15 protein-coding genes are annotated in these 19,455 nt (G+C 45.5%); 10 read left to right on the top strand and 5 right to left on the bottom strand.

All coding sequences use genetic code 11. The features are described 5' to 3' along the window. Positions 1-33 precede the first annotated feature (33 nt). Positions 34-645 (bottom strand): RNA polymerase sigma factor, encoded by a 612-nt coding sequence (locus tag AC1DFM_RS31070; RefSeq protein WP_477080677.1) that lies wholly within the window; start codon positions 643-645, stop codon positions 34-36. Positions 646-910: 265 nt separating this feature from the next. On the opposite strand from AC1DFM_RS31070, the gene AC1DFM_RS31065 reads away from it, so the two are divergent. Genes AC1DFM_RS31065 through AC1DFM_RS31055 form a run of 3 tightly spaced genes read left to right on the top strand, consistent with a single transcriptional unit; the run spans position 911 to position 6,951 of the window. After that, positions 911-1,927 carry a FecR family protein gene (locus AC1DFM_RS31065; RefSeq protein ID WP_477080676.1) on the top strand — a complete coding sequence of 339 codons (1,017 nt, stop codon included), beginning with the start codon at positions 911-913 and terminating at the stop codon, positions 1,925-1,927. A 26-nt stretch (positions 1,928-1,953) separates the two neighbouring features. Then, positions 1,954-5,532 (top strand): SusC/RagA family TonB-linked outer membrane protein, encoded by a 3,579-nt coding sequence (locus tag AC1DFM_RS31060; protein WP_477080675.1) that lies wholly within the window; start codon positions 1,954-1,956, stop codon positions 5,530-5,532. 24 nt (positions 5,533-5,556) lie between these two features. Then, the gene (locus tag AC1DFM_RS31055) at positions 5,557-6,951 is read left to right on the top strand and encodes a RagB/SusD family nutrient uptake outer membrane protein (RefSeq protein WP_477080674.1); all 1,395 of its coding nucleotides are present in this window, start codon (positions 5,557-5,559) and stop codon (positions 6,949-6,951) included. Between the two features lie 81 nt (positions 6,952-7,032). Here AC1DFM_RS31055 and AC1DFM_RS31050 read toward each other — a convergent pair whose 3' ends face one another. Further along, positions 7,033-7,719 (bottom strand): peptidoglycan DD-metalloendopeptidase family protein, encoded by a 687-nt coding sequence (locus tag AC1DFM_RS31050; protein WP_477080673.1) that lies wholly within the window; start codon positions 7,717-7,719, stop codon positions 7,033-7,035. 64 nt (positions 7,720-7,783) lie between these two features. On the opposite strand from AC1DFM_RS31050, the gene AC1DFM_RS31045 reads away from it, so the two are divergent. Genes AC1DFM_RS31045 through AC1DFM_RS31035 form a run of 3 tightly spaced genes read left to right on the top strand, consistent with a single transcriptional unit; the run spans position 7,784 to position 10,217 of the window. Next, positions 7,784-8,542, top strand: a complete 759-nt coding sequence (locus tag AC1DFM_RS31045; RefSeq protein WP_477080672.1) for a prolipoprotein diacylglyceryl transferase — start codon at positions 7,784-7,786, stop codon at positions 8,540-8,542. Then, on the top strand, positions 8,535-9,944 hold the full coding sequence (locus AC1DFM_RS31040; protein ID WP_477080671.1) for a radical SAM protein: 1,410 nt from the start codon (positions 8,535-8,537) through the stop codon (positions 9,942-9,944). The genes AC1DFM_RS31045 and AC1DFM_RS31040 overlap by 8 nt, the downstream gene beginning before the upstream one ends. A gap of 3 nt (positions 9,945-9,947) precedes the next feature. Continuing rightward, positions 9,948-10,217: a hypothetical protein gene (locus AC1DFM_RS31035; RefSeq protein ID WP_477080670.1), complete on the top strand. Its 270-nt coding sequence runs from the start codon at positions 9,948-9,950 to the stop codon at positions 10,215-10,217. 77 nt (positions 10,218-10,294) lie between these two features. On the opposite strand, the gene leuS is transcribed toward AC1DFM_RS31035, so the two are convergent. Further along, positions 10,295-13,060, bottom strand: coding sequence for a leucine--tRNA ligase (gene leuS, locus AC1DFM_RS31030; protein WP_477080669.1), 2,766 nt, complete (start codon positions 13,058-13,060; stop codon positions 10,295-10,297). A gap of 262 nt (positions 13,061-13,322) precedes the next feature. Here leuS and AC1DFM_RS31025 point away from each other — a divergent pair, with 262 nt between their 5' ends. The 3 genes from AC1DFM_RS31025 (at position 13,323) to AC1DFM_RS31015 (ending at position 15,387) form a co-directional block, all read left to right on the top strand. Beyond that, positions 13,323-14,195 (top strand): cell division protein FtsX, encoded by an 873-nt coding sequence (locus AC1DFM_RS31025; protein ID WP_477080668.1) that lies wholly within the window; start codon positions 13,323-13,325, stop codon positions 14,193-14,195. 39 nt (positions 14,196-14,234) lie between these two features. After that, entirely contained in the window at positions 14,235-14,510 is a 276-nt protein-coding gene (locus AC1DFM_RS31020) for a DUF3098 domain-containing protein (protein ID WP_477080667.1), read from the top strand. A gap of 76 nt (positions 14,511-14,586) precedes the next feature. Next, on the top strand, positions 14,587-15,387 hold the full coding sequence (locus AC1DFM_RS31015) for an undecaprenyl-diphosphate phosphatase (protein WP_477080666.1): 801 nt from the start codon (positions 14,587-14,589) through the stop codon (positions 15,385-15,387). A gap of 120 nt (positions 15,388-15,507) precedes the next feature. On the opposite strand, the gene AC1DFM_RS31010 is transcribed toward AC1DFM_RS31015, so the two are convergent. Both AC1DFM_RS31010 and tsaE read right to left on the bottom strand, forming a co-directional pair. Further along, complete coding sequence (locus AC1DFM_RS31010) at positions 15,508-16,725, bottom strand: alanine dehydrogenase (protein WP_079473555.1); 1,218 nt, start codon at positions 16,723-16,725, stop codon at positions 15,508-15,510. A gap of 42 nt (positions 16,726-16,767) precedes the next feature. Continuing rightward, positions 16,768-17,205 carry a tRNA (adenosine(37)-N6)-threonylcarbamoyltransferase complex ATPase subunit type 1 TsaE gene (gene tsaE / locus AC1DFM_RS31005; RefSeq protein WP_477080665.1) on the bottom strand — a complete coding sequence of 146 codons (438 nt, stop codon included), beginning with the start codon at positions 17,203-17,205 and terminating at the stop codon, positions 16,768-16,770. 91 nt (positions 17,206-17,296) lie between these two features. Here tsaE and AC1DFM_RS31000 point away from each other — a divergent pair, with 91 nt between their 5' ends. Beyond that, on the top strand, positions 17,297-19,402 hold the full coding sequence (locus tag AC1DFM_RS31000) for a heavy metal translocating P-type ATPase (protein ID WP_477080664.1): 2,106 nt from the start codon (positions 17,297-17,299) through the stop codon (positions 19,400-19,402). Positions 19,403-19,455: the final 53 nt, after the last annotated feature.

The following is a 19,455-nucleotide window of genomic DNA, read 5'->3' as shown; positions in this document are numbered from 1 at the left end:
TAATATCTGTTACGAGAAAACGAAATGAATTAACTATTTCATCATTTCCATACGGAAATTAGCCAGCAGGGTAAGTAACACGGCTGTGGATACTTGCAGGATATCGCGCATGTTCTGTAATGCGCGGGCAGAGAGCTTATAGGCGCCTTTTACAGACAAATCCATGATGGCTGCAATGCTTTCATAGTCCAGCTCTTCGAAGTAGCGGAGATATAGTATTTCTTTTTGTCGTGCATTCAGTTGGTTGAGTGCGTCGAGTAGTTGTTGCTGTTGTGCCTGTAGTTGCTCTTTTTTGATATAAGCTGACTCGGCAGAGAAATGCGCGAGAAAGTCGTGTTGCTCCTGGTCAAAGGCTACAAGTGTTACATTTTTTTTGGGACGCAACCGGTTATAAATGGTACTCCGCAGGGATACGAGTAGGTATGGGCGTGGATTTACAGCAGTGCTAAGGGTGGATTTATTGGTCCAGAGTTTAATGAAAAGCTCTTGTATAGCGTCTTTTACCAGGTCTTCGTCAGGATGTAAGCGCATACCATATTCGTACAGTCGTTGAAAGTGACGGTCGTAAATGGTGGCAAAGGCTTGTTGATTGCCTTGTTGTAATGCTTCCCAAAGTGAAGTATCGGTAGTTGCAGAAAAATCCATCTCACGGGTTGATCGGTTAAAAGTACTAAAAAAAGTTTCGTTGCAAAGGGCTGGTGACTGGACATATGGAGAATAACAAATATGAAAAATATCTCCGGATATAAAATCAATAAAATCAGGGTATCTATAAGTTTTAAATAAAAAATTATAAAATAATTCAAAAAAAGTGGGGTGTTTTGCGACTTCTTCGTGTTCTGTTCTGGAGCAGCGAGGTGGTTTTTACTCTCCTGTGATGATTTTTTTGTGGCGCTAATGGTGATTGTACTTGGATAACAACTATCAGTTATTTACGAAAGATGATTTCCTGGAAGATGCATTTTTCCTGGAGTGGGTGAAGTATGCAACGCCGGCAGCAACCGCGTTCTGGACTGCCTACCGGGATAGTGTGCCCCCGAATTTGCGGGAGCTGGAACAGGCCATCGCAGCCATGAATGCCATTTTGAGTATGGAACGTATTGTTCCATCGGCGGATGTAAAAGCTGCGGTATGGGCTGGTATACAGCGTGGATTATCGGCGGAAAACATAGTGCCGGTATATCGGAAAACACGCTGGTATTGGGCGGCAGCAGCGGTGTTGGCGCCGTTGATAGCCATTTCCGGCTGGTTCCTGTTGCGTCCGGAGAAAATGAACAAAGTAGTGAGTGGCTATGGGCAACAACTACGTGTCACCTTGCCCGATTCTACAGTAGTAGTATTGAATGCGCATTCCGAATTAAGCTATTATCACTGGAGAAAAGGTACAAGAGAAGTGTGGTTAACAGGTGAAGCACTATTTGATGTGCACCACCGTACAATGCCTGTGGCCAGCAATTTCATCGTACACGCAGGAAATGTAGATGTAGAAGTATTGGGTACCGTTTTTAATGTAAAGGAAAGAGGCGCGAAAGTAGAAGTTTTCCTGAAGGAAGGAAAAGTAAAGGTATCTGCTAAAAACAGTGCTGACGTGCTAATACTCCAACCAAATGAAAAAGCAGCGTATGAGCAGGAGCTCAAGTCGTTGCAAAAAGCACCTGCTAAAAAGGAGGTGGCATTGGGCTGGACAGAAAATAAGATGTCCTTACAACATACTGCCGTCAAAGATATTATTAATACACTACACGATACTTATGGATTTACCATTTTGCTGGAAGATCCTGCTGTAGCTAATCGCACTATAGATGGCCTACTGCCGCTGAATAATGTCAACAACGTATTGTTTGAATTATCTACAATACTGAATGTAAAAATTGAAAAGAACAATGATACGCTGATCTTCAAGAGTACCGGTCAGCGCGGCTATTAAACACATATAATCTAAAACCAAGATCAATGAGGATTTGTATCAGACAAAGCCTGTATGGCTTCCTGTACCTATGTGTGCTGTTATTAACAAGCATTCATACCATTGCACAAGATCGTACCAGCAAGCATCCGGCCGTTGTTTCGGTGAAGGAAGCGCTGGACAAAGTAACCGCTTTGTATGGCACTACCTTTACCTATGAAAGTAGTTTGTTGAAACATAAAACAACAGCTGTAGATGTGGTGGCTGTGAAAAATAAGCCGGTGGAAGATGTGCTGAAAAGCATTTTGTATCCCGGTGAACTGTTGTTTTTGTATGTAGATAAAAACCATTATACCATTGTTGCCCGCCAGAAGAAAGATATGCAGATGAACAACCTGGGCGCTCCTGCCATGATCACGGAAGGAGGCACACAGGTGCCGGCCCGCACGGTGAGTGGCACTGTAACAGATCACGATGGTAGTCCACTTCCTGGGGTTACGGTGGTAGCAGATGGACAAAAAAGATGGGCCATTACCGATAACAATGGCACCTTCGTTATTACCATTCCTGCCGATGCCGTCTCCCTGTTATTCTCTTTTGCCGGAATGGAGCAAAAGAAAATTACACTGGGTAGACTGCCGGTTGTGAATGTAGTACTGGAAAGCAAAGTGCTGAATGAAGTAGTAGTAACCGGTTACCAAACTTTGTCCAAAGAACGCGCTACCGGATCTTTTTCCACAGTGAAGGCCAGCGATCTGCAAAACCGCCGTATTGCCAGCCTGTCGCAGGTCCTGGAAGGTAACCTGCCCGGACTGGTAAGCTATAAAGGCGATATCAGTATCAGGGGTACCAGCACGTTTGTGGGCAATAGCAGTCCGTTGTATGTGATTGATGGATTCCCGGTGGAAAATCTTGCTTATAATGATGGGGGGAAGTTGGTAGATAAAGTGCCGGACATTAACCCGGAAGATATTGAAAGCATTACCACCCTTAAAGATGCTGCCGCAGCTTCTATTTACGGCGCCAGAGCTGCTAACGGCGTGATCGTTATTACTACCAAAAAAGCACGGCCAGGTGCTGCCAGGATTAACTTCTCCGGAGATTTTTCTTTTACACCCAAGTACGATCTTTCCTATCTGCATAAAGCAGATGCCAACGAAATGATAGACCTTACCTATGATTTTTTTGATAACGATCCTAACTTTAAAACAGATCCACTTGGAGAAGTAGCTTATTTGCGCAATGGAAAAGGGATCATCACTCCTGCGTTGGATTACCTGTTGCAGTCGGTAGAAGGAAAAATCACCCGTGCAGAAGCAGATGCGAAGCTCAATGCTATGCGTAGTAAAAATGTATACGCTCAACAGGTGCTGGATCACCTGATGCATACCGCTTCCAATCAACAGTATAACCTGTCTGTATCCAAAGCCAGCGCAGGAAATGCTTTCAACTTTTCCACCACTTTCAAAAATTCGCAGGGATATAACCTAAACGACAATACGAAAAATCTGGGATTAAATTTCAGGAACACGTTATCCGTTAATAAATGGCTGACCGCTGAAACAGGCTTTTACCTGAACTATGGTGATGAAACCCGCCCTGGTTCAAGCACTGGCAAAGAAGGCATTGCAGGTACCTACCTCCTCAATAATCAGTTACCTTTTGAGTCGCTTTACGATGATAATGGTCATCCGCTTCCTTTAAGAGAGTCTATGACGGCGCAGGAAAAACTCAATGCGCAGAAGTATGACCTTTTTTCTTCGGAAATTATTCCGGAGAAGGAAATGAATTATAACCTCATTAAAACACGATCTATCAAAACGCGTGTGTATGGAAAGCTGAATGCAAAAGTTACTCCCTGGATGAACTATGATGTCATGTTCCAGTATGAGAAGAATAGTAGTAAAGCAGAGCAGTTGCTAGACAAAGATTCTTATTACATGCGGAATAAGTTCAACACCTTTTCTACATTGGATGCAAATAAAAATAAGGTGTATAAATTGCCTGTAGGCAACGCTTACCGGAATACAGCAGATTACCTGCGGGGATACACTTTCCGCCAACAGGTGAATATCAACAAAACATTTAATAATCGTCATGAATTGACGGCTATCGCTGGTTCAGAAACGAGAGAGGTGAAGAATAACCGCGATTTCAATGCTTATTTCGGTTATGATCCGCTGACTTTAAATTATCAACCCATCAATGCGCAGGATCTTGGTAATGCCTTTAATGGCCTGAATCAGGCCCGGGCTCAGCTGTCCGCATCCGATCTGGGATACCAGAGAGAAACGACCAACCGCTATTTTTCTTTTTATGGAAATGCTGGCTATACTTATAATGAAAAGTATATGCTGAGCGGTAGCATAAGGTATGATCTGTCTAACCTTTTTGGTACGAATCCGGCTTATCAGTACCGTCCATTATGGTCTGCCGGTGCAAGCTGGATTATGAGCAGAGAGAAATTCCTGGAAAATATTTCCTGGCTGGATATCCTGAAACTACGTGCCTCTTATGGTATTAACGGTAATGTGGCCAGAGATGCAGGACCATTTATGGTGGCCAATTACAGCAGAAATACACTCACTAATAACAACAGCGCCAGTATTTACACGCCTCCTAACCCCAACCTGCGTTGGGAAAAAACAACGACTACCAATATCGGTGTTGATTTCAGCATCATCAAAGGTCGTATATCCGGCTCCGTTGATGTGTATAATAAGAAAAGTAATGATCTGCTGACAACGATCACCATCAATCCTGCACTGGGCTTTGGAACAGCCATGGCGAATAACGGCGCTATGCAGAATAAAGGAGTAGAGTTGGCTTTAAAAGCGCAGGTGATCCGGCAGCGTGATTTCGGATGGGATGTCACCATCAACAGTTCTTTCAATAAGAATGAAGTAACGAGGGTAGACTTCATCGCTCAAACTGCTTATGAACTCGTCAATAACTATGGAAGCTATTATTATAAAGGGAAGCCGTTTAAGAGTTTATATAGTTATGCCTACGCCGGTTTAAACAACCTGGGTAATCCAACTATCTACAATCAGCAGGGAAAAGCGATTGATGATTACCTGGATCTGCCGGAGTTGGCTCACTATAGCGGTACCTTTGTGCCGACCTTCAGTGGCGCCCTGATTAACAATATCAGGTATAAAAATTTTCTGTTCTCCTGCATGTTTGTATATAACGCCGGACATGTGATGCGCATGGATGTACCTTATGAGATCTCCAGTTTCCCCAACAGTTTAACCGGTGCCGGCATTTCAAATGCCTGGAAGAAACCGGGCGATGAACTGATCACCAATATACCGCGTATCTCCTGGAACTATGATGAAACATCTGATAAAAATAATACACAGTACTACCTGTATGGGAATAATACCATTGTTAGTGCCGCCTATATTAAAGCAAGAAACCTGGCATTAAGTTATTCTTTACCGAAGCGTTGGATACAGCATATTAAGCTGGCAGATGTGAAGGTGCGCGTGCAGGCGGATAACCTGTTCTATATTGGATTTAACGGAAAGGGCATTGACCCGGAAGCCTCTGGTGTAAATGGTGTTAACCGCACCTTACCTATTATGCCTACCTATAACGTCGGTTTCAATATTTCACTTTAATTCAACGGAAGAAAAGAATTGTATATGAAAAGAATTATTCAGTTTATACTATGTGGAGCAGTGGTAACAGGTGCCATCAGTTGCAGGAAATACCTGGATATTGTGCCGAAAGGTCAGAAGATTCCGCAAAGTTTTGAAGATTATAAAGCACTCGTAGAAAGCGCGGATGGACATATGTTTGAGTATGAGAGTCAAAATCTGGTAGCCAATGATTTTTATATCGTAAAAAGTCAGCAGGCAGCGGTGACGCTTGCTAACATCAACTACAACTGGCAGGAAGATAAAGACAGGATGCAGTTTCTTACTACAGACCGCGGATACAATAATGCCTATAGGGGAATCTTTTTGTACAATGTATTGATCAACAATGTATCGGCTGCCACTACCGGTACTCTTGCGGATAAAAACCGCCTGGTAGCGCAAGCCAGGATTGGCAGAAGTATGTTGTATTTCTACCTGGTGACCAGTTACGCTAAGATGTATAACGCTGCTACCGCAGAACAGGACAGAGGCGTATTGCTGAATACATCAGATAATACGGATGCGTCACTTAAGCAGTTATCTGTAAAAGAGATCTACGATTTTATTTTAAATGATGTGAACCAGGCGCTCCCTGATTTGCCTGAAAAAGCAGAGGATGTTTTTTTCGCTAACAAAGCAAGCGGTTATGCTTTCCTTTCGAGAGTAAACCTGTTTATGCAGCGTTATGATCAGGCGGCTGCTTATGCTGATTCGGCGTTAAACAGGAATAATCAGCTTTTTGATTATGTAGCCTACTATAATCAGAATAAAGTGGTGGCCGATGGCAACAGTCCTTCTATTAACGTTCCGCGTTTTGAATTTAAGAGTCCGGAAAATTACATTTTTCATTACGGTGGAGATGCGGTGAAGCGGCAAGGGTTTTATATCAGCATGCTGCGTCCTGCAGACTCTACTCAGTATGATAAAGGGGATGCCCGCTTTAAAGTGAATTATACATTGGTAAATTTTGGGGAACAGATACTAGTCTACCGCAGATTGGATGATGTAAATGGCGGCGGTATCCGTACTCCCGAAATGTACTATACAAAAGCAGAGTGCCTGGCACGGGCAGGTAAGTTGCCGGAAGCCATGGAGGCGCTGAATACGGTGCGTCGGAAACGGATTATTCCTGAATTGTATGCAGATGTAACAGCAAAAACACCGACAGAAGCAATAGCATTGATACGTCGGGAATTAAGATGTGAATACAGAGGTACCGGGCTGGTATACCTGACACTCCGCAGATTTAACAACGATCCGCAATTCAGTGCCACCATTACTAAAACAGAAGGAAGTAAAACTTATAGTATCACGCCGGATTCACACATCTGGATCATGCCTTTTTCCACTACTGCTATTCGCTACAGTAATGGCTTGCTGGTACAAAATGCTAAATAACAAAGATCAAGAAACCAACTATTAATTGAGCGGTTGCCGGTTTATACCGGCAACCTTTTTTATGTTTTGATGGAGAGGTAACTAGTGCGTATACTGATTCAACTGTAGAATCACATCCGGGTCAGGGCAGTTTTGCAGGTATTTTTCTCTTTCGCTATACCGGCATACCCCTGGATAATCTCCCCGGAATCCTTGCATATCTTCTATCAGCTGAAAGTGTAAGTGCGGTGGCCAGCCACCATTTTCGGTGGGTGTACCAAAATGAGCCAGCGCCTGACCTGCGGTAACAGGCATATTTTCATATAACCCCTGCAGATTAGAGATGCTGAGGTGCCCGTATAAGGTATAAAAGAGATGCCCTTCTAACTGATGCTGTAAAACGATGGTAGCCCCATAATCCCCGAAATGGTCGTTGAACCGGAAGCTGTGTACATGGGCATTCATGGGGGCAAATATCTGCGTGCCCACCTCTCCCCATACATCGATGCCCAGGTGTAGCCGCCTTGGCTCTTCCCCGGCGTCAAAATGAGGACTTACGGCATAAATAGTGCGATGCTCTGCGTAGCCGCCAATGCCTAGCCGGCAGCCACTTTGTGCAAGGGTATTATCTATGTACCTGCTAAACTTATTGATGTCCTGCAGTATATTCTTCGTGAGGGTAGTATTGTTGGCCGTAAAATCCATTACCAGCAGGGATTCATGATCTCCTAAAAGCGGAATAACCGGCTTAAAGGCGGATTGATGTTTCTTTAGAACCTCCTGTAACATATTTTTTGAGCTTGACTTTCGTCTAAATATAAATATTAATTTGTGGATTAAATAATGATCGCCCTTGCAGTTCCCCGTATATATCCACCTGTTTTCGTTACAACTGCTACTGCACGCAGTCACAGAAACATTAAGCATGTTTATCGGCTTTCGTTATTTTCTGTACCTGCGCAAGAAACAAGGCGACCGTATAGAAAGCAGCAACCGCGTTTGGGCCATTATAGGGGCTATTTTCGGAGCATTATTCGGGAGCCGGCTGCTGGGAATGCTGGAAAATCCGCCCGGCCTCCTGGAGGCGAATAACACGCTGTTATACATCTACCAAAATAAAACTATTGTAGGCGGACTACTCGGCGGACTGGCAGGTGTTGAACTGATCAAGAAAGCTATAGGTGAGCGACACTCCACCGGTGATTTATTTGTATATCCCTTAATACTCGCCATGATCATTGGCCGCATAGGCTGCTTTTCCATGGGCGTGTATGAAGAAACTTATGGCCTCCCCACGTCATTGCCATGGGGCATGAACCTCGGCGATGGCCAGCTCCGGCATCCGGTATCTCTCTATGAAATTATTTTCCTGATAATACTCTGGCAAACACTGGCTTTTATCAGCCGACGCTGGCCCCTGGTCAACGGCGGACGATTTAAACTTTTCATGATTGCTTACCTGCTGTTTCGTTTTCTACTTGATTTTATTAAGCCCGGCTACCGCTTCGCCTTTGGTCTGGGATCTATACAGCTGGCCTGCCTGGCAGGACTCTGCTACTATTTACCTACTATTCTTTTTCCATCACGACTAATTCAAAAGCATTATGCCTGAAAAAAATTACACCTATTACGACTTCACACTGAGCATCTGTAGTACCTGTTTACGACGTGTAGACGCAAAGGTGATATTTGAAGATGGGAAAGTTTTCATGATCAAGCATTGTCCGCATCATGGAAAGGAGAAAGTACTGATTGCCACAGATATCGATTACTATAAAAATACCCGTAACTATAACAAGCCATCGGAGGCGCCACTAAAAACCAATACCAGCACACATTACGGATGCCCGTATGATTGCGGTTTATGTGCAGATCATGAGCAACATTCCTGCTTAACCGTGATTGAAGTAACGGACCGTTGTAATCTTACCTGCCCTACCTGTTATGCGATGTCGTCGCCACATTATGGCCGGCACCGCACCCTGGAAGAGATAGAACACATGCTGGACATCATTGTGGCCAACGAAGGACAACCAGATGTAATACAACTCAGCGGCGGAGAACCTACTATCCATCCACAGTTTTTTGAAATACTGGATATTGCCAAACGTAAGCCTATCCGGCATCTGATGATAAACACCAACGGTATACGCATCGCAAAAGACAAGGAGTTTACTGCCCGTCTGGCTACCTATATGCCCGACTTTGAAGTATATCTTCAGTTCGATTCCTTTAAACCAGAAGTGCTGGAACGCATGCGGGGGAAGGATTTGACTGATATACGGCAGCAGGCAATTGCTAACCTGAATGAAGTGAATCTTAGTACCACGCTGGTAGTCACGCTGCAGAAAGGACTGAACGACGATGAAATGGGCGCCATTGTTGACTACGCCGTGAAGCAGTCCTGTGTACGTGGGGTCACCTTTCAACCAGTGCAGGTAGCGGGTCGCACCGACGACTTTGATCCGGCCACCGACCGTATCACGTTAACGGAAGTACGGCAACGCATCCTGGAGCAATCGCCTATCTGGAATGCCAATGATATCATTCCGGTGCCGTGTAACCCGGATGCGCTGGCCATGGCATACGCACTGAAAATAGATGGAGAAGTATATCCGCTGACACGTTATGTAGATCCTACCGTGTTGCTGAATAATTCCAAAAATACCATTGTATATGAACAGGATGAAAGGCTGCACCAGCATGTATTGAAAATATTCAGCACTGGTATTTCCACTGATGCAGCGGTGAATGATATGCAGTCTTTACTCTGCTGCTTACCGCAGGTGCAGGCTCCCGGCCTCGACTATACGAATTTGTTCCGCATTGTAATTATGCGCTTCCTGGATGCGTATGATTTTGATGTACGTGCCATCAAGAAATCATGTGTGCATATTGTACATAAAGATGGCCGTATTGTGCCTTTTGAAACCATGAATTTATTTTATAGAGATGATAAAGAAGAATACTTGAAAGAACTGCAGAAGGAACGTTCGATCACTTCAATTGTTTAGTGTATGAATAAAACATTTAAAGAAGTATTACTGTTTTCCGGTGTGCCACTGGTGATATTACTGCTTATCTGCCTGAGTGGTGGAGAAGCTATTCTTGGTGCCGGTGTACTCATGCTGCTGGTGGCAGGCGCCTACTTTTTAGTGGGGTTAGTGATGTTGATTACTTCAAATACACATATGGGTAAGGTGCTGTTGTTGTGCTCCGGAATCATTTTGCTGGTAGGGTTTTCTACCTGTGGATTGATTATGGCAGGTATGGGTGGAGTAGGATGAGGTAGGTGTAAATTATAAAAAAGGCTGTTCTACATTTCTTGCAGAACAGCCTTTATGTCTTAATCAATCCGTAGCAATTAGACCACTACGTTGATCATCTTTCCTTTCACAATAATCACCTTTTTAGGTGCTTTTCCTTCCATCCACTTTTGCACCACTTCATTTGCCAGTACTGCCTGTTCGATATCAGGAATGGCTGCATCCAGCGGGAATCCCATCTCAGAACGGGTTTTGCCGTTGATAGCTACCGGGTAATTGAACGCACTTTCTTTGGTGTATTCCTCATTGTATATCGGGAACAAGGCATTCAAAATACTTTCGTTGTTGCCGATGTATTGCCATAATTCTTCGCAGAGGTGAGGCGCATACGGTGTGAGCAATATCAGCAATGGCTCCAGTATAGCGCGTTTATGACAACGCAGGGTAGCCAGCTCATTTACACAGATCATAAACTGACTTACTGCCGTGTTATAGGAGAAGCCATTGGTATCATGATCTATTTTCTGAATGGTTTTATGCAGTATTTTCAACTCATCTGGTGTAGGAACCTGCTCATTCACGAGAATACCTTTTTGCTCATCGGCAAACAGGCGCCACAGTTTTTTGAGGAAGCGGTGTACTCCTTCAATCCCTTTGGTATCCCACGGTTTGGATTGTTCTACGGGTCCGAGGAACATTTCGTACATCCGGAAAGTATCAGCGCCGTATTTCTCTACCAGGTCGTTTGGATTAACGGTATTGAATAAACGCTTACTCATTTTTTCCAGCTGAACACCGCAGATATATTTGCCATCTTCGAGGAGGAAGGTAGCATCTGCGAAGTCAGGCTTCCATTTTTTGAAGGCTTCGGTATCCAGTTCTACACCATCTACGATGTTTACGTCTACGTGCAGTTCATCTGTTTCGTATTGATCTTTCAATCCATGAGAAACATACTGGTGAGTACCACGAACGCGGTATACCAAACGGGAACTGCCGCCAATCATCCCCTGGTTGATCAGTGATTTGAATGGTTCCTGGAAACCAATATGTCCGAGGTCGTACAGCACTTTTGTCCACATACGGGAGTAGAGCAGGTGACCTACGGCATGTTCGGTACCACCAACGTATACGTCTACCTGGTTCCAGTAGTCGGTGGCTTTGCGATCCGCAAATGTGTGTTTGTTGTGTGGGTCCATGTAACGCAGGAAGTACCAGCTGCTGCCGGCATAGCCAGGCATGGTGTTGGTTTCGCGTTTTACGCCGGGCGCTACATTTACCCAATCGGTGATGTTGGCCAGTGGGCCTTCGCCTTCTGCGCCGGGTTTATAGTTTTCTACGTGAGGCAATTCCAACGGCAGGTCTTTTTCGTCCATGGCGTAAGGAATACCATCTTTATAAACGATAGGGAATGGCTCGCCCCAGTAGCGTTGGCGGCTAAAGCCGGCATCCCGCATTTTATAATTGATTTTGCGTTTGCCGATACCCATTTCTTCCAGCTTGCTGATCACGATGTCAGTAGCGGTTTTCATATCGGTACCATTGAGGAAGCCGCTGTTTTGCAGTTTGGCGTCTTTGGTGGCATTGGCTTCTTCTCCGTTAAAGGCATCACCGATGATGTTAGTGATCGGGATGTTGAAGTGTTTGGCGAAGCCAAAGTCGCGCTGGTCGCCGCATGGTACGGCCATGATGGCGCCGGTGCCGTAACCTGCCAGCACGTATTCCGCAATCCATACCGGAATTTCGCGGCCATCGAATGGATTGATGGCATAGGCGCCGGTAAAGCAGCCGGTGATTTGTTTTACATCGGCCATACGTTCGCGCTCAGAGCGGCTTTGAACGTATTCGAGGTATTTATCTATTTCACCCTGTTGTGCCGGAGAGGTGATAGATTTTACCAGGTCGTGTTCTGGCGCCAGCACCATGAAGTCTACGCCGAAGATGGTATCCGGGCGGGTAGTATATACTTCGATGTTTTCGGTGCTGTTTTTCAGCGCGAATTTAATTTCAGCGCCTTGGCTTTTACCGATCCAGTTGCGTTGCATTTCTTTCATAGCATCGCTGAAGGATACTGTTTCCAGGCCTTCCAGCAAGCGGTTGGCGTATTCGGTGATACGCAGGAACCACTGGCTCATTTTCTTTTTCACTACGGGGTAGCCACCGCGTTCGCTGACGCCGTTTACTACCTCGTCGTTTGCCAATACCGTACCCAGTGCGGCACACCAGTTTACTTCGGCGTGCGCCAGGTAGGCCAGGCGGTATTGCATTAATATATTGCGTTGTTCCGTTTCTCCATAGCTTTTCCATTCGGCGGCGGTGAACTGGATGGTGCGGTCGCCCGGACAAATATGCCCGGCATTGCCATTTTGTTCAAAGATGCTGGTCAGGGTGCTGATAGGTTCAGCTTTCTGGGTGTCGCGGTTATACCAGCTTTCGAAGATTTGCAGGAATATCCACTGTGTCCATTTATAATAGGAAGGGTCGCTGGTGGTAACCTCGCGTTCCCAGTCGTAGCAGAAGCCGATATTATTCAGCTGTTCGCGGAATGCTTTGATATTTTGTTCGGTGGTAACTGCCGGGTGCTGACCGGTTTCCAGGGCATATTGCTCTGTAGGCAGGCCAAAGGCGTCATACCCCATGGTATGTAGCACGTTAAAGCCTTTTAGTCTTTTATAGCGCGCATAGATGTCTGTTGCAATATAGCCCAGGGGGTGTCCTACGTGAAGACCCGCTCCGGAGGGATAGGGGAACATGTCCAGTACGTAACATTTGGGCTTTGGACTGTCATTGCTAACGCGGTAAGCATGCGATTGCTCCCACTGTTCCTGCCATTTTTTTTCGATTGCCCTGAAATTGTATTCCATATATCGGTTGTAGATGGCCTTAATTAGCCGGATATGAACAATACATCCGGTGAAGAAGGCGTTATCAGTTATAATTTAAAAAATTGTCATAATGCCGGTTCAGCAAAATAATGTTAAATTCATTAATACGCCAATGTCATTCCCCAACATCTCTATATATTGCCATTTTATTGCCCGGGTGAGCAGGTTTGCCAAGCTCGGTTGGCAAAATTAAACACATAACTACTAATTTTTATTATTTTCGCCGATAAACTGCAGATTAATGGCGCAATCCGGGAAATCATCAGCAAAGAAGTCGAAACCATCCTACCTGTACTCCATCATTGGTGTAGCACTGGTATTGTTTTTACTGGGCACATTGGGTCTGGTGGTCATACATGCCAATAAATTGAGCGTGTATTTTAAGGAAAGCATTGAGGTACAGGTGATTCTGAGAGATAATGTAAAAGAAAGCCAGGCACTCGCCCTGCGCGATTCTATGGCCCACAAACCATACATCAAGTCTATTGAGTATGTGTCTAAAGACATGGCGGCCCAACGTTTTAAGAAGGATTTCGGGGAGGACTTTATCACCCTGTTACAATATAATCCGCTTTATAGCAGCATTAACATAAAGGCCAACGCCAATTATGTGAATAATGATAGTTTGAAGATTATTGAAAATAATCTCTCCCAGCAAAGCATTGTAAGGGAAATCTCCTATCAGCGGATGCTGGTGAGCAAGCTGAATGAAAACGTGAACAGGATTGGTTTGATCATCCTTATTATCAGCGGTCTGTTGTGCCTGGTGGTAATATTCCTGATAGACAATACCATCCGTTTGGCCATGTTCAGTAACCGCTTCCTCATTAAAACCATGCAAATGGTGGGGGCTACCCGGTGGTTTATTGCCAAGCCATTCGATTTACGCAGTATTGCCAATGGCGCTATTGCGGCGTTGATTGCCATTGCCGGACTGGTAGGCATCATGTCATTAGCGGATAAACTGCTGCCTGAACTGGCGGGCTTACGCGACAATGTGATGATTGGCTTGATGTTCGCAGGCATGATCCTGATCGGTATCTGTATTTCCCTGGTGAGTACCCATCGCTCTGTGATGAAGTATTTGCGCCTGAAACTGGACGATCTTTATTAATTTTAGACATCTTTAACTGAAGATATAATACCAAACACTATGGCTAAAACTAGCGCAAATCCAGCATCAAATGATGCATTGGCCAACAGCCGCCCTATTTTCCCAAAAGAGAATTATAAATTTATGCTGGCTGGTATTGTGGTGATTGTTCTGGGTTTTCTCCTGATGATGGGAGGCGATTCCAATGATCCTAACAGCTTTAAACCAGAGGAAGTGTATAGCTTTCGCAGAATTACCCTGGCGCCTACCGTGATAGTACTGGGTTTGCTGATCGAAGTATATGCGATTATGCGTCGTCCAAAAACGAATGCTTAATCCGTTCCTATAAAAGTATTCTTACAGCGATGAGCAATCATCGCTTTTTTTTTCACTTTTAACCATATTAAATTCGATGAACGTTTTTCAGGCTATTATCATTGCCATCGTAGAGGGGCTTACAGAATTCCTGCCCATTTCCTCCACCGGTCACATGATCATTGTGAGCTCACTGCTGGGAATCGGTAAAGATGAATTCACCAAATTATTTGAAGTGGTGATTCAGCTGGGCGCCATCCTGGCCGTTGTGGTATTCTATTGGAGAAAATTTTTCGTATTCGATAAAAACCGCTTTAACTTCTACCTGAAACTGGCGGTTGCCGTTATCCCCGCGCTGATATTGGGTTTCCTCTTTAGTAAAAAAATAGACGCCCTGCTGGAAAGTCCGCTTACCGTAGGTATCTCTTTGCTGGTGGGCGGTATTGTATTGTTGTTTGTAGACAACTGGTTTAAAGAGCCTACCATTATCACAGAAGAGAAAATAGACATCTTTACCGCTTTGCGCATTGGGTTTTACCAATGTTTGGCCCTGATTCCAGGCACCAGCCGCAGTGCCGCCTCTATAGTAGGAGGGATGCAACAAAAGCTGTCCCGTAGTGTAGCAGCAGAATTCTCGTTTTTCCTGGCCGTGCCTACCATGGCAGCTGCCACCGGTTATAAACTGCTGAAAGGGAAGGAATTGCTGATGGCGCATCCGGACAACCTGAAATTGCTGCTGATCGGTAACGTAGTCGCCTTTTTAGTAGCCCTGTTAGCCATTAAGTTCTTTATTGGCGCCGTGAAGAAGTACGGATTTAAAATGTGGGGATACTACAGAATTGTAGTGGGCATTATTATTATAGCCGCTATCCTGATGGGTTATAGCCTGGAGGTATAGTATTCAGCTTTTAGCAGTTAGCTATTAGCATTTAGCAAAAATGCAGCGGAGAACATAATATATGTTAATCTCCGCTGCATTTTTGCTAAATGCTAATAGCTAACTGCTAAAAGCTAATCGTCATCCTTTCACCGCCAGCAGCAGTTCCAGGTCGGTATATTTCAATTTAAATTTCTCGCTTAAGTGGTAGTTGGTCAGGGCGCCTTTGTACAGGTAAATACCATTTCGTACGCCGCGTTTTATCCATACCAGGTTTTCAAACCCGCCATCATCGGCAGCTTCCACCAGTAAAGGCATCAGTACATTGCTGATAGCTTCAGAGGCGGTGCGGGCAAATCCGGAAGGGATATTAGGTACGCAGTAGTGGACTACATCGTACTTTTTGAACACCGGATTTTCGTGGGTGGTGATTTCCGAGGTTTCAAAACAGCCGCCACGGTCAATGCTTACATCTACAATCACGGACCCGGCTTTCATATTGCTGACCATGGATTCGCTGACCACAATAGGAGTTCGGCCACTTTGAGAAGAGAGGGCGCCTACCGCCACATCGGCATTACGCAGTTGTTCTGCCAGTACTTTAGGCTGGATAACGGAAGTGAATACACGTACGCCAATATTATTTTGCAGCCGTTTCAGCTTGTAGATATTGTTATCGAATACTTTTACGGAAGATCCCAGTGCCAGGGCGGTGCGGGCGGCAAATTCCCCTACAATTCCTGCGCCTATGATCACTACTTTAGTAGGTGGGATGCCCGTAATACCTCCCAGCAGAATGCCTTTCCCTTTGTTGTCGTTGCTGAGGTATTGCCCGGCAATGAGCATACAGGCGCCTCCGGCAATTTCACTCATGGCCCGCACAATCGGATAGGTACCGGCATCATCTTTCAGATTTTCGAAAGATAACAGCGTGATACGCTTATCCATCATCTTCTCTACCTGTGGCGCTTTCAGGGCTGCCAGATGGATGGGGGAGATCACGATCTGATGCGGATGGAGTAATTCAATTTCTTCATCGTTCAGAGGGGCGGATTTTACAATGATTTCCGCTTTAAACACTTCTTTTTTATCATATACTATTTCGGCGCCGGCTTCTGAATAGTCGGTGTCATAGTAATGTGATCCGTCACCCGCTTTATGCTCCACCACAATATGATGTCCGTGGGCCGCTAAAATGCTGACTGCATCAGGGGTAAGGGCGATCCGGTTTTCCTGGAAAGAGGTTTCCTTGGGAATACCTATAAACAGCCGGGAATTTTTCTGTGGAATATCCAGTGTTTCCTCCAGCGGTGAGTAGGTAAACCCAGCACTTACTACAGGTTTTTGCCTCTGCTCCATATGCTTGTTCTAGTTTTTTATATCGTAGTATTCAAAGATACGTTATTTGGGAGAGGAAGCGATTTCGCGCAAGATCCTTTTTTGGTCCGGCTGTACTTCCAGTTGCAGATGTACGGTATCCGGGGGGAGCATATGCGCTACCACTTCCGGCCATTCTACAAAGCTGATCGCATCCTGGTAAAGGGTATCTTCTACGCCGGCGCTGATGGCGTCGTCTTCGTCTTTCAGGCGGTAGAGGTCCAGGTGAAAAATGCGGCGTGGCTGCCCTTGCTTATCCACATAGGCGTATTCATTAATGATGGAAAAGGTAGGACTGGCGGTAGCGTCTTTCACGCCTTTGGCAGCGCATAATGCCTTTACCAGCGTGGTTTTGCCTGCGCCCATGGGGCCGTCCAGTGTGAATACCTGTTTATCCGCAAAATGTTCCCAGAATTGCCGGGCTGTTTCGGGTAGTTGATCCAGCGTAAATGTCCATTGCATCCTCAAAAATAAGGAGAAAGGAACAGCTTTTCTGCTTCAGCGTTGCATTAATATTTGCCCTGACTATCCGATCATCGGGTACCTTTGTAAAATGACATCAATAAGCTGCAAGGTAGAAGGAATGCATTGCACTAGTTGTGCACTGAATGTATCCAAATACCTGGAGAAAAAAGGAATGCAGGATGTAAATGTAAGCTTCGCCACAGAGGAAGTACACTTTATAGCGCCTGCCGGAGCGGATTCAAAAGAGGTATTGAATGGAATCGCCCAGATGGGCTACCGGGTAGTATTGCCGGAAGATGCGCCTACACAGCAGCCCATATATACTACGCTTACTTTCAAATTTATCTTTTGCGCCATATTTACTGCCCCGTTGCTATTGCACATGTGGGTAAGCTGGCCCTGGCTGCATGAGCCATGGGTGCAATTTGCGTTAACGTTGCCGGTATATATCATGGGAATGTGGCATTTCGGCGTTAGCGCCGCCCGCGCACTCATGAACCGTATGACCAATATGGACGTGCTGGTGACCCTGGGCGCCAGCGCTGCATTTGTATACAGCTTTGTAGGTACCGTGATATATGGTAACCCGGACTATATGTTTTACGAAACCACCGCCGCTATCATTACCCTGGTATTCCTGGGCAATATGCTGGAGGAGAAATCCGTAAAACAAACTACCAGCGCTATTGCAGACCTGGCGCGGATGCAGATCACCACCGCCAGACTTATTAACACGGATCATGGTCATGAACATATTCATGAAGTAGATAATCGCACCCTCCGTACGGGCGACTGTGTACTGGTGAACACCGGCGATAAAATCCCCATGGATGGTACCATTTACTGGGGTAGTGGCCATGCCAACGAAGCCATGATCACCGGCGAAAGCGCACCTGTCAGCAAAAACGAAAAGGATAAGGTAATAGGCGGAACCATTTTGGAAGATGGCAGTATCAAGGTATACATCACCGCTACGGGCAAGGATACCGTACTTTCTTATATCATTGAGCTGGTAAAACAAGCCCAGGCTGATAAGCCGCCGATGCAGAAGCTGGCGGATCGCATCAGCGCCATATTTGTGCCGCTGGTGCTTAGTATTGCCGTAGTCACCTTCCTGGGTTGGTACTTTATCGGACATACCACCATCGCTACCGCGATGATGCGGAGTGTAGCGGTGCTGGTAATTGCTTGTCCCTGCGCCATGGGACTGGCTACACCCGCCGCCGTCATGGTAGGATTGGGTCGTGCCGCCCGCAATGGTATTCTCATCAAGGGAGGCCATACGCTGGAAATGTTTAAAAATATCCGGCAGGTAGTATTTGATAAAACAGGTACCCTCACCACTGGTAAGTTGCAGCTGGGGGAATACCAGTTTTTTGATATGTCGGAAGAAGCATTTAAACAGGTGGTATACAGCCTGGAAAAATATTCCTCCCATCCCATTGCACGCGCTATTGCCTCCGCCTGGAAAACGTTTGGGGAACTGCCTTTACAGCAGGTACGGGAACACAAAGGATTAGGCATGCGTGCCCACGATAAAACCGGCAACGAATGGCAATTAGGTTCCTTCCGTATGACTGCTGGTATTACGGAAGATGACAGTCATAACCTGTACCTCGTGAAAAACGGGCAGTTAGCCGGCTGGATTAACTTTACAGATGAAATCAGGCCGGAAGCAGCTACTGTGGTAGCACAGCTGCGACAAGCGGGTATTAAATCCATTTTGTTAAGTGGTGATACCACCCGTAAATGCCAGGAGCTGGCTGAGAAGCTGGGCATCACAGAAATATATGCAGAACAATCGCCGGAACAGAAGCTGCAAAAAATAGATACGCTTATGCAAACCGCTCCTACCGCCATGGTAGGCGATGGTATCAACGATGCGCCGGCACTGGCCAAAGCTACTATTGGTATTTCTCTCAGTGATGCTACCCAGGTAGCCATGCAGAGCGCCAATGTAGTACTGTTGAATAATAACCTGGGCAGCCTGCCACTGGCGCTGGGCCTGGGAAAACATACCTATCTCACTATCCAGCAAAATCTTTTCTGGGCATTTATTTACAACGTTGTGGCGATCCCGGTAGCCGCTCTTGGATTCCTGAATCCTATTGTGGGCGCCGGTATTATGGGATTGTCTGATGTGGTATTGGCTATTAATTCTGTTCGGCTGCGGTATAAGAACGTGATCAGCTAGTACTTTTGCCCTTAGGTTGATTAAACTGATTTTCTATTTTATATCATCAAAAA

Source organism: Chitinophaga sp. 05T412 (assembly GCF_056396465.1).
This window is presented reverse-complemented; position numbering and strand designations above follow the sequence as displayed.

Coding starts and splice junctions, on each gene's coding strand:
- AC1DFM_RS31070 (WP_477080677.1), bottom strand. CDS start 645: ATGGATTTTTCTGCAACTACCGATACTTCACTTTGGGAAGCATTACAA.
- AC1DFM_RS31060 (WP_477080675.1), top strand. CDS start 1,954: ATGAGGATTTGTATCAGACAAAGCCTGTATGGCTTCCTGTACCTATGT.
- AC1DFM_RS31055 (WP_477080674.1), top strand. CDS start 5,557: ATGAAAAGAATTATTCAGTTTATACTATGTGGAGCAGTGGTAACAGGT.
- AC1DFM_RS31050 (WP_477080673.1), bottom strand. CDS start 7,719: ATGTTACAGGAGGTTCTAAAGAAACATCAATCCGCCTTTAAGCCGGTT.
- AC1DFM_RS31040 (WP_477080671.1), top strand. CDS start 8,535: ATGCCTGAAAAAAATTACACCTATTACGACTTCACACTGAGCATCTGT.
- AC1DFM_RS31035 (WP_477080670.1), top strand. CDS start 9,948: ATGAATAAAACATTTAAAGAAGTATTACTGTTTTCCGGTGTGCCACTG.
- leuS (WP_477080669.1), bottom strand. CDS start 13,060: ATGGAATACAATTTCAGGGCAATCGAAAAAAAATGGCAGGAACAGTGG.
- AC1DFM_RS31025 (WP_477080668.1), top strand. CDS start 13,323: ATGGCGCAATCCGGGAAATCATCAGCAAAGAAGTCGAAACCATCCTAC.
- AC1DFM_RS31020 (WP_477080667.1), top strand. CDS start 14,235: ATGGCTAAAACTAGCGCAAATCCAGCATCAAATGATGCATTGGCCAAC.
- AC1DFM_RS31015 (WP_477080666.1), top strand. CDS start 14,587: ATGAACGTTTTTCAGGCTATTATCATTGCCATCGTAGAGGGGCTTACA.
- AC1DFM_RS31010 (WP_079473555.1), bottom strand. CDS start 16,725: ATGGAGCAGAGGCAAAAACCTGTAGTAAGTGCTGGGTTTACCTACTCA.
- tsaE (WP_477080665.1), bottom strand. CDS start 17,205: ATGCAATGGACATTTACGCTGGATCAACTACCCGAAACAGCCCGGCAA.
- AC1DFM_RS31000 (WP_477080664.1), top strand. CDS start 17,297: ATGACATCAATAAGCTGCAAGGTAGAAGGAATGCATTGCACTAGTTGT.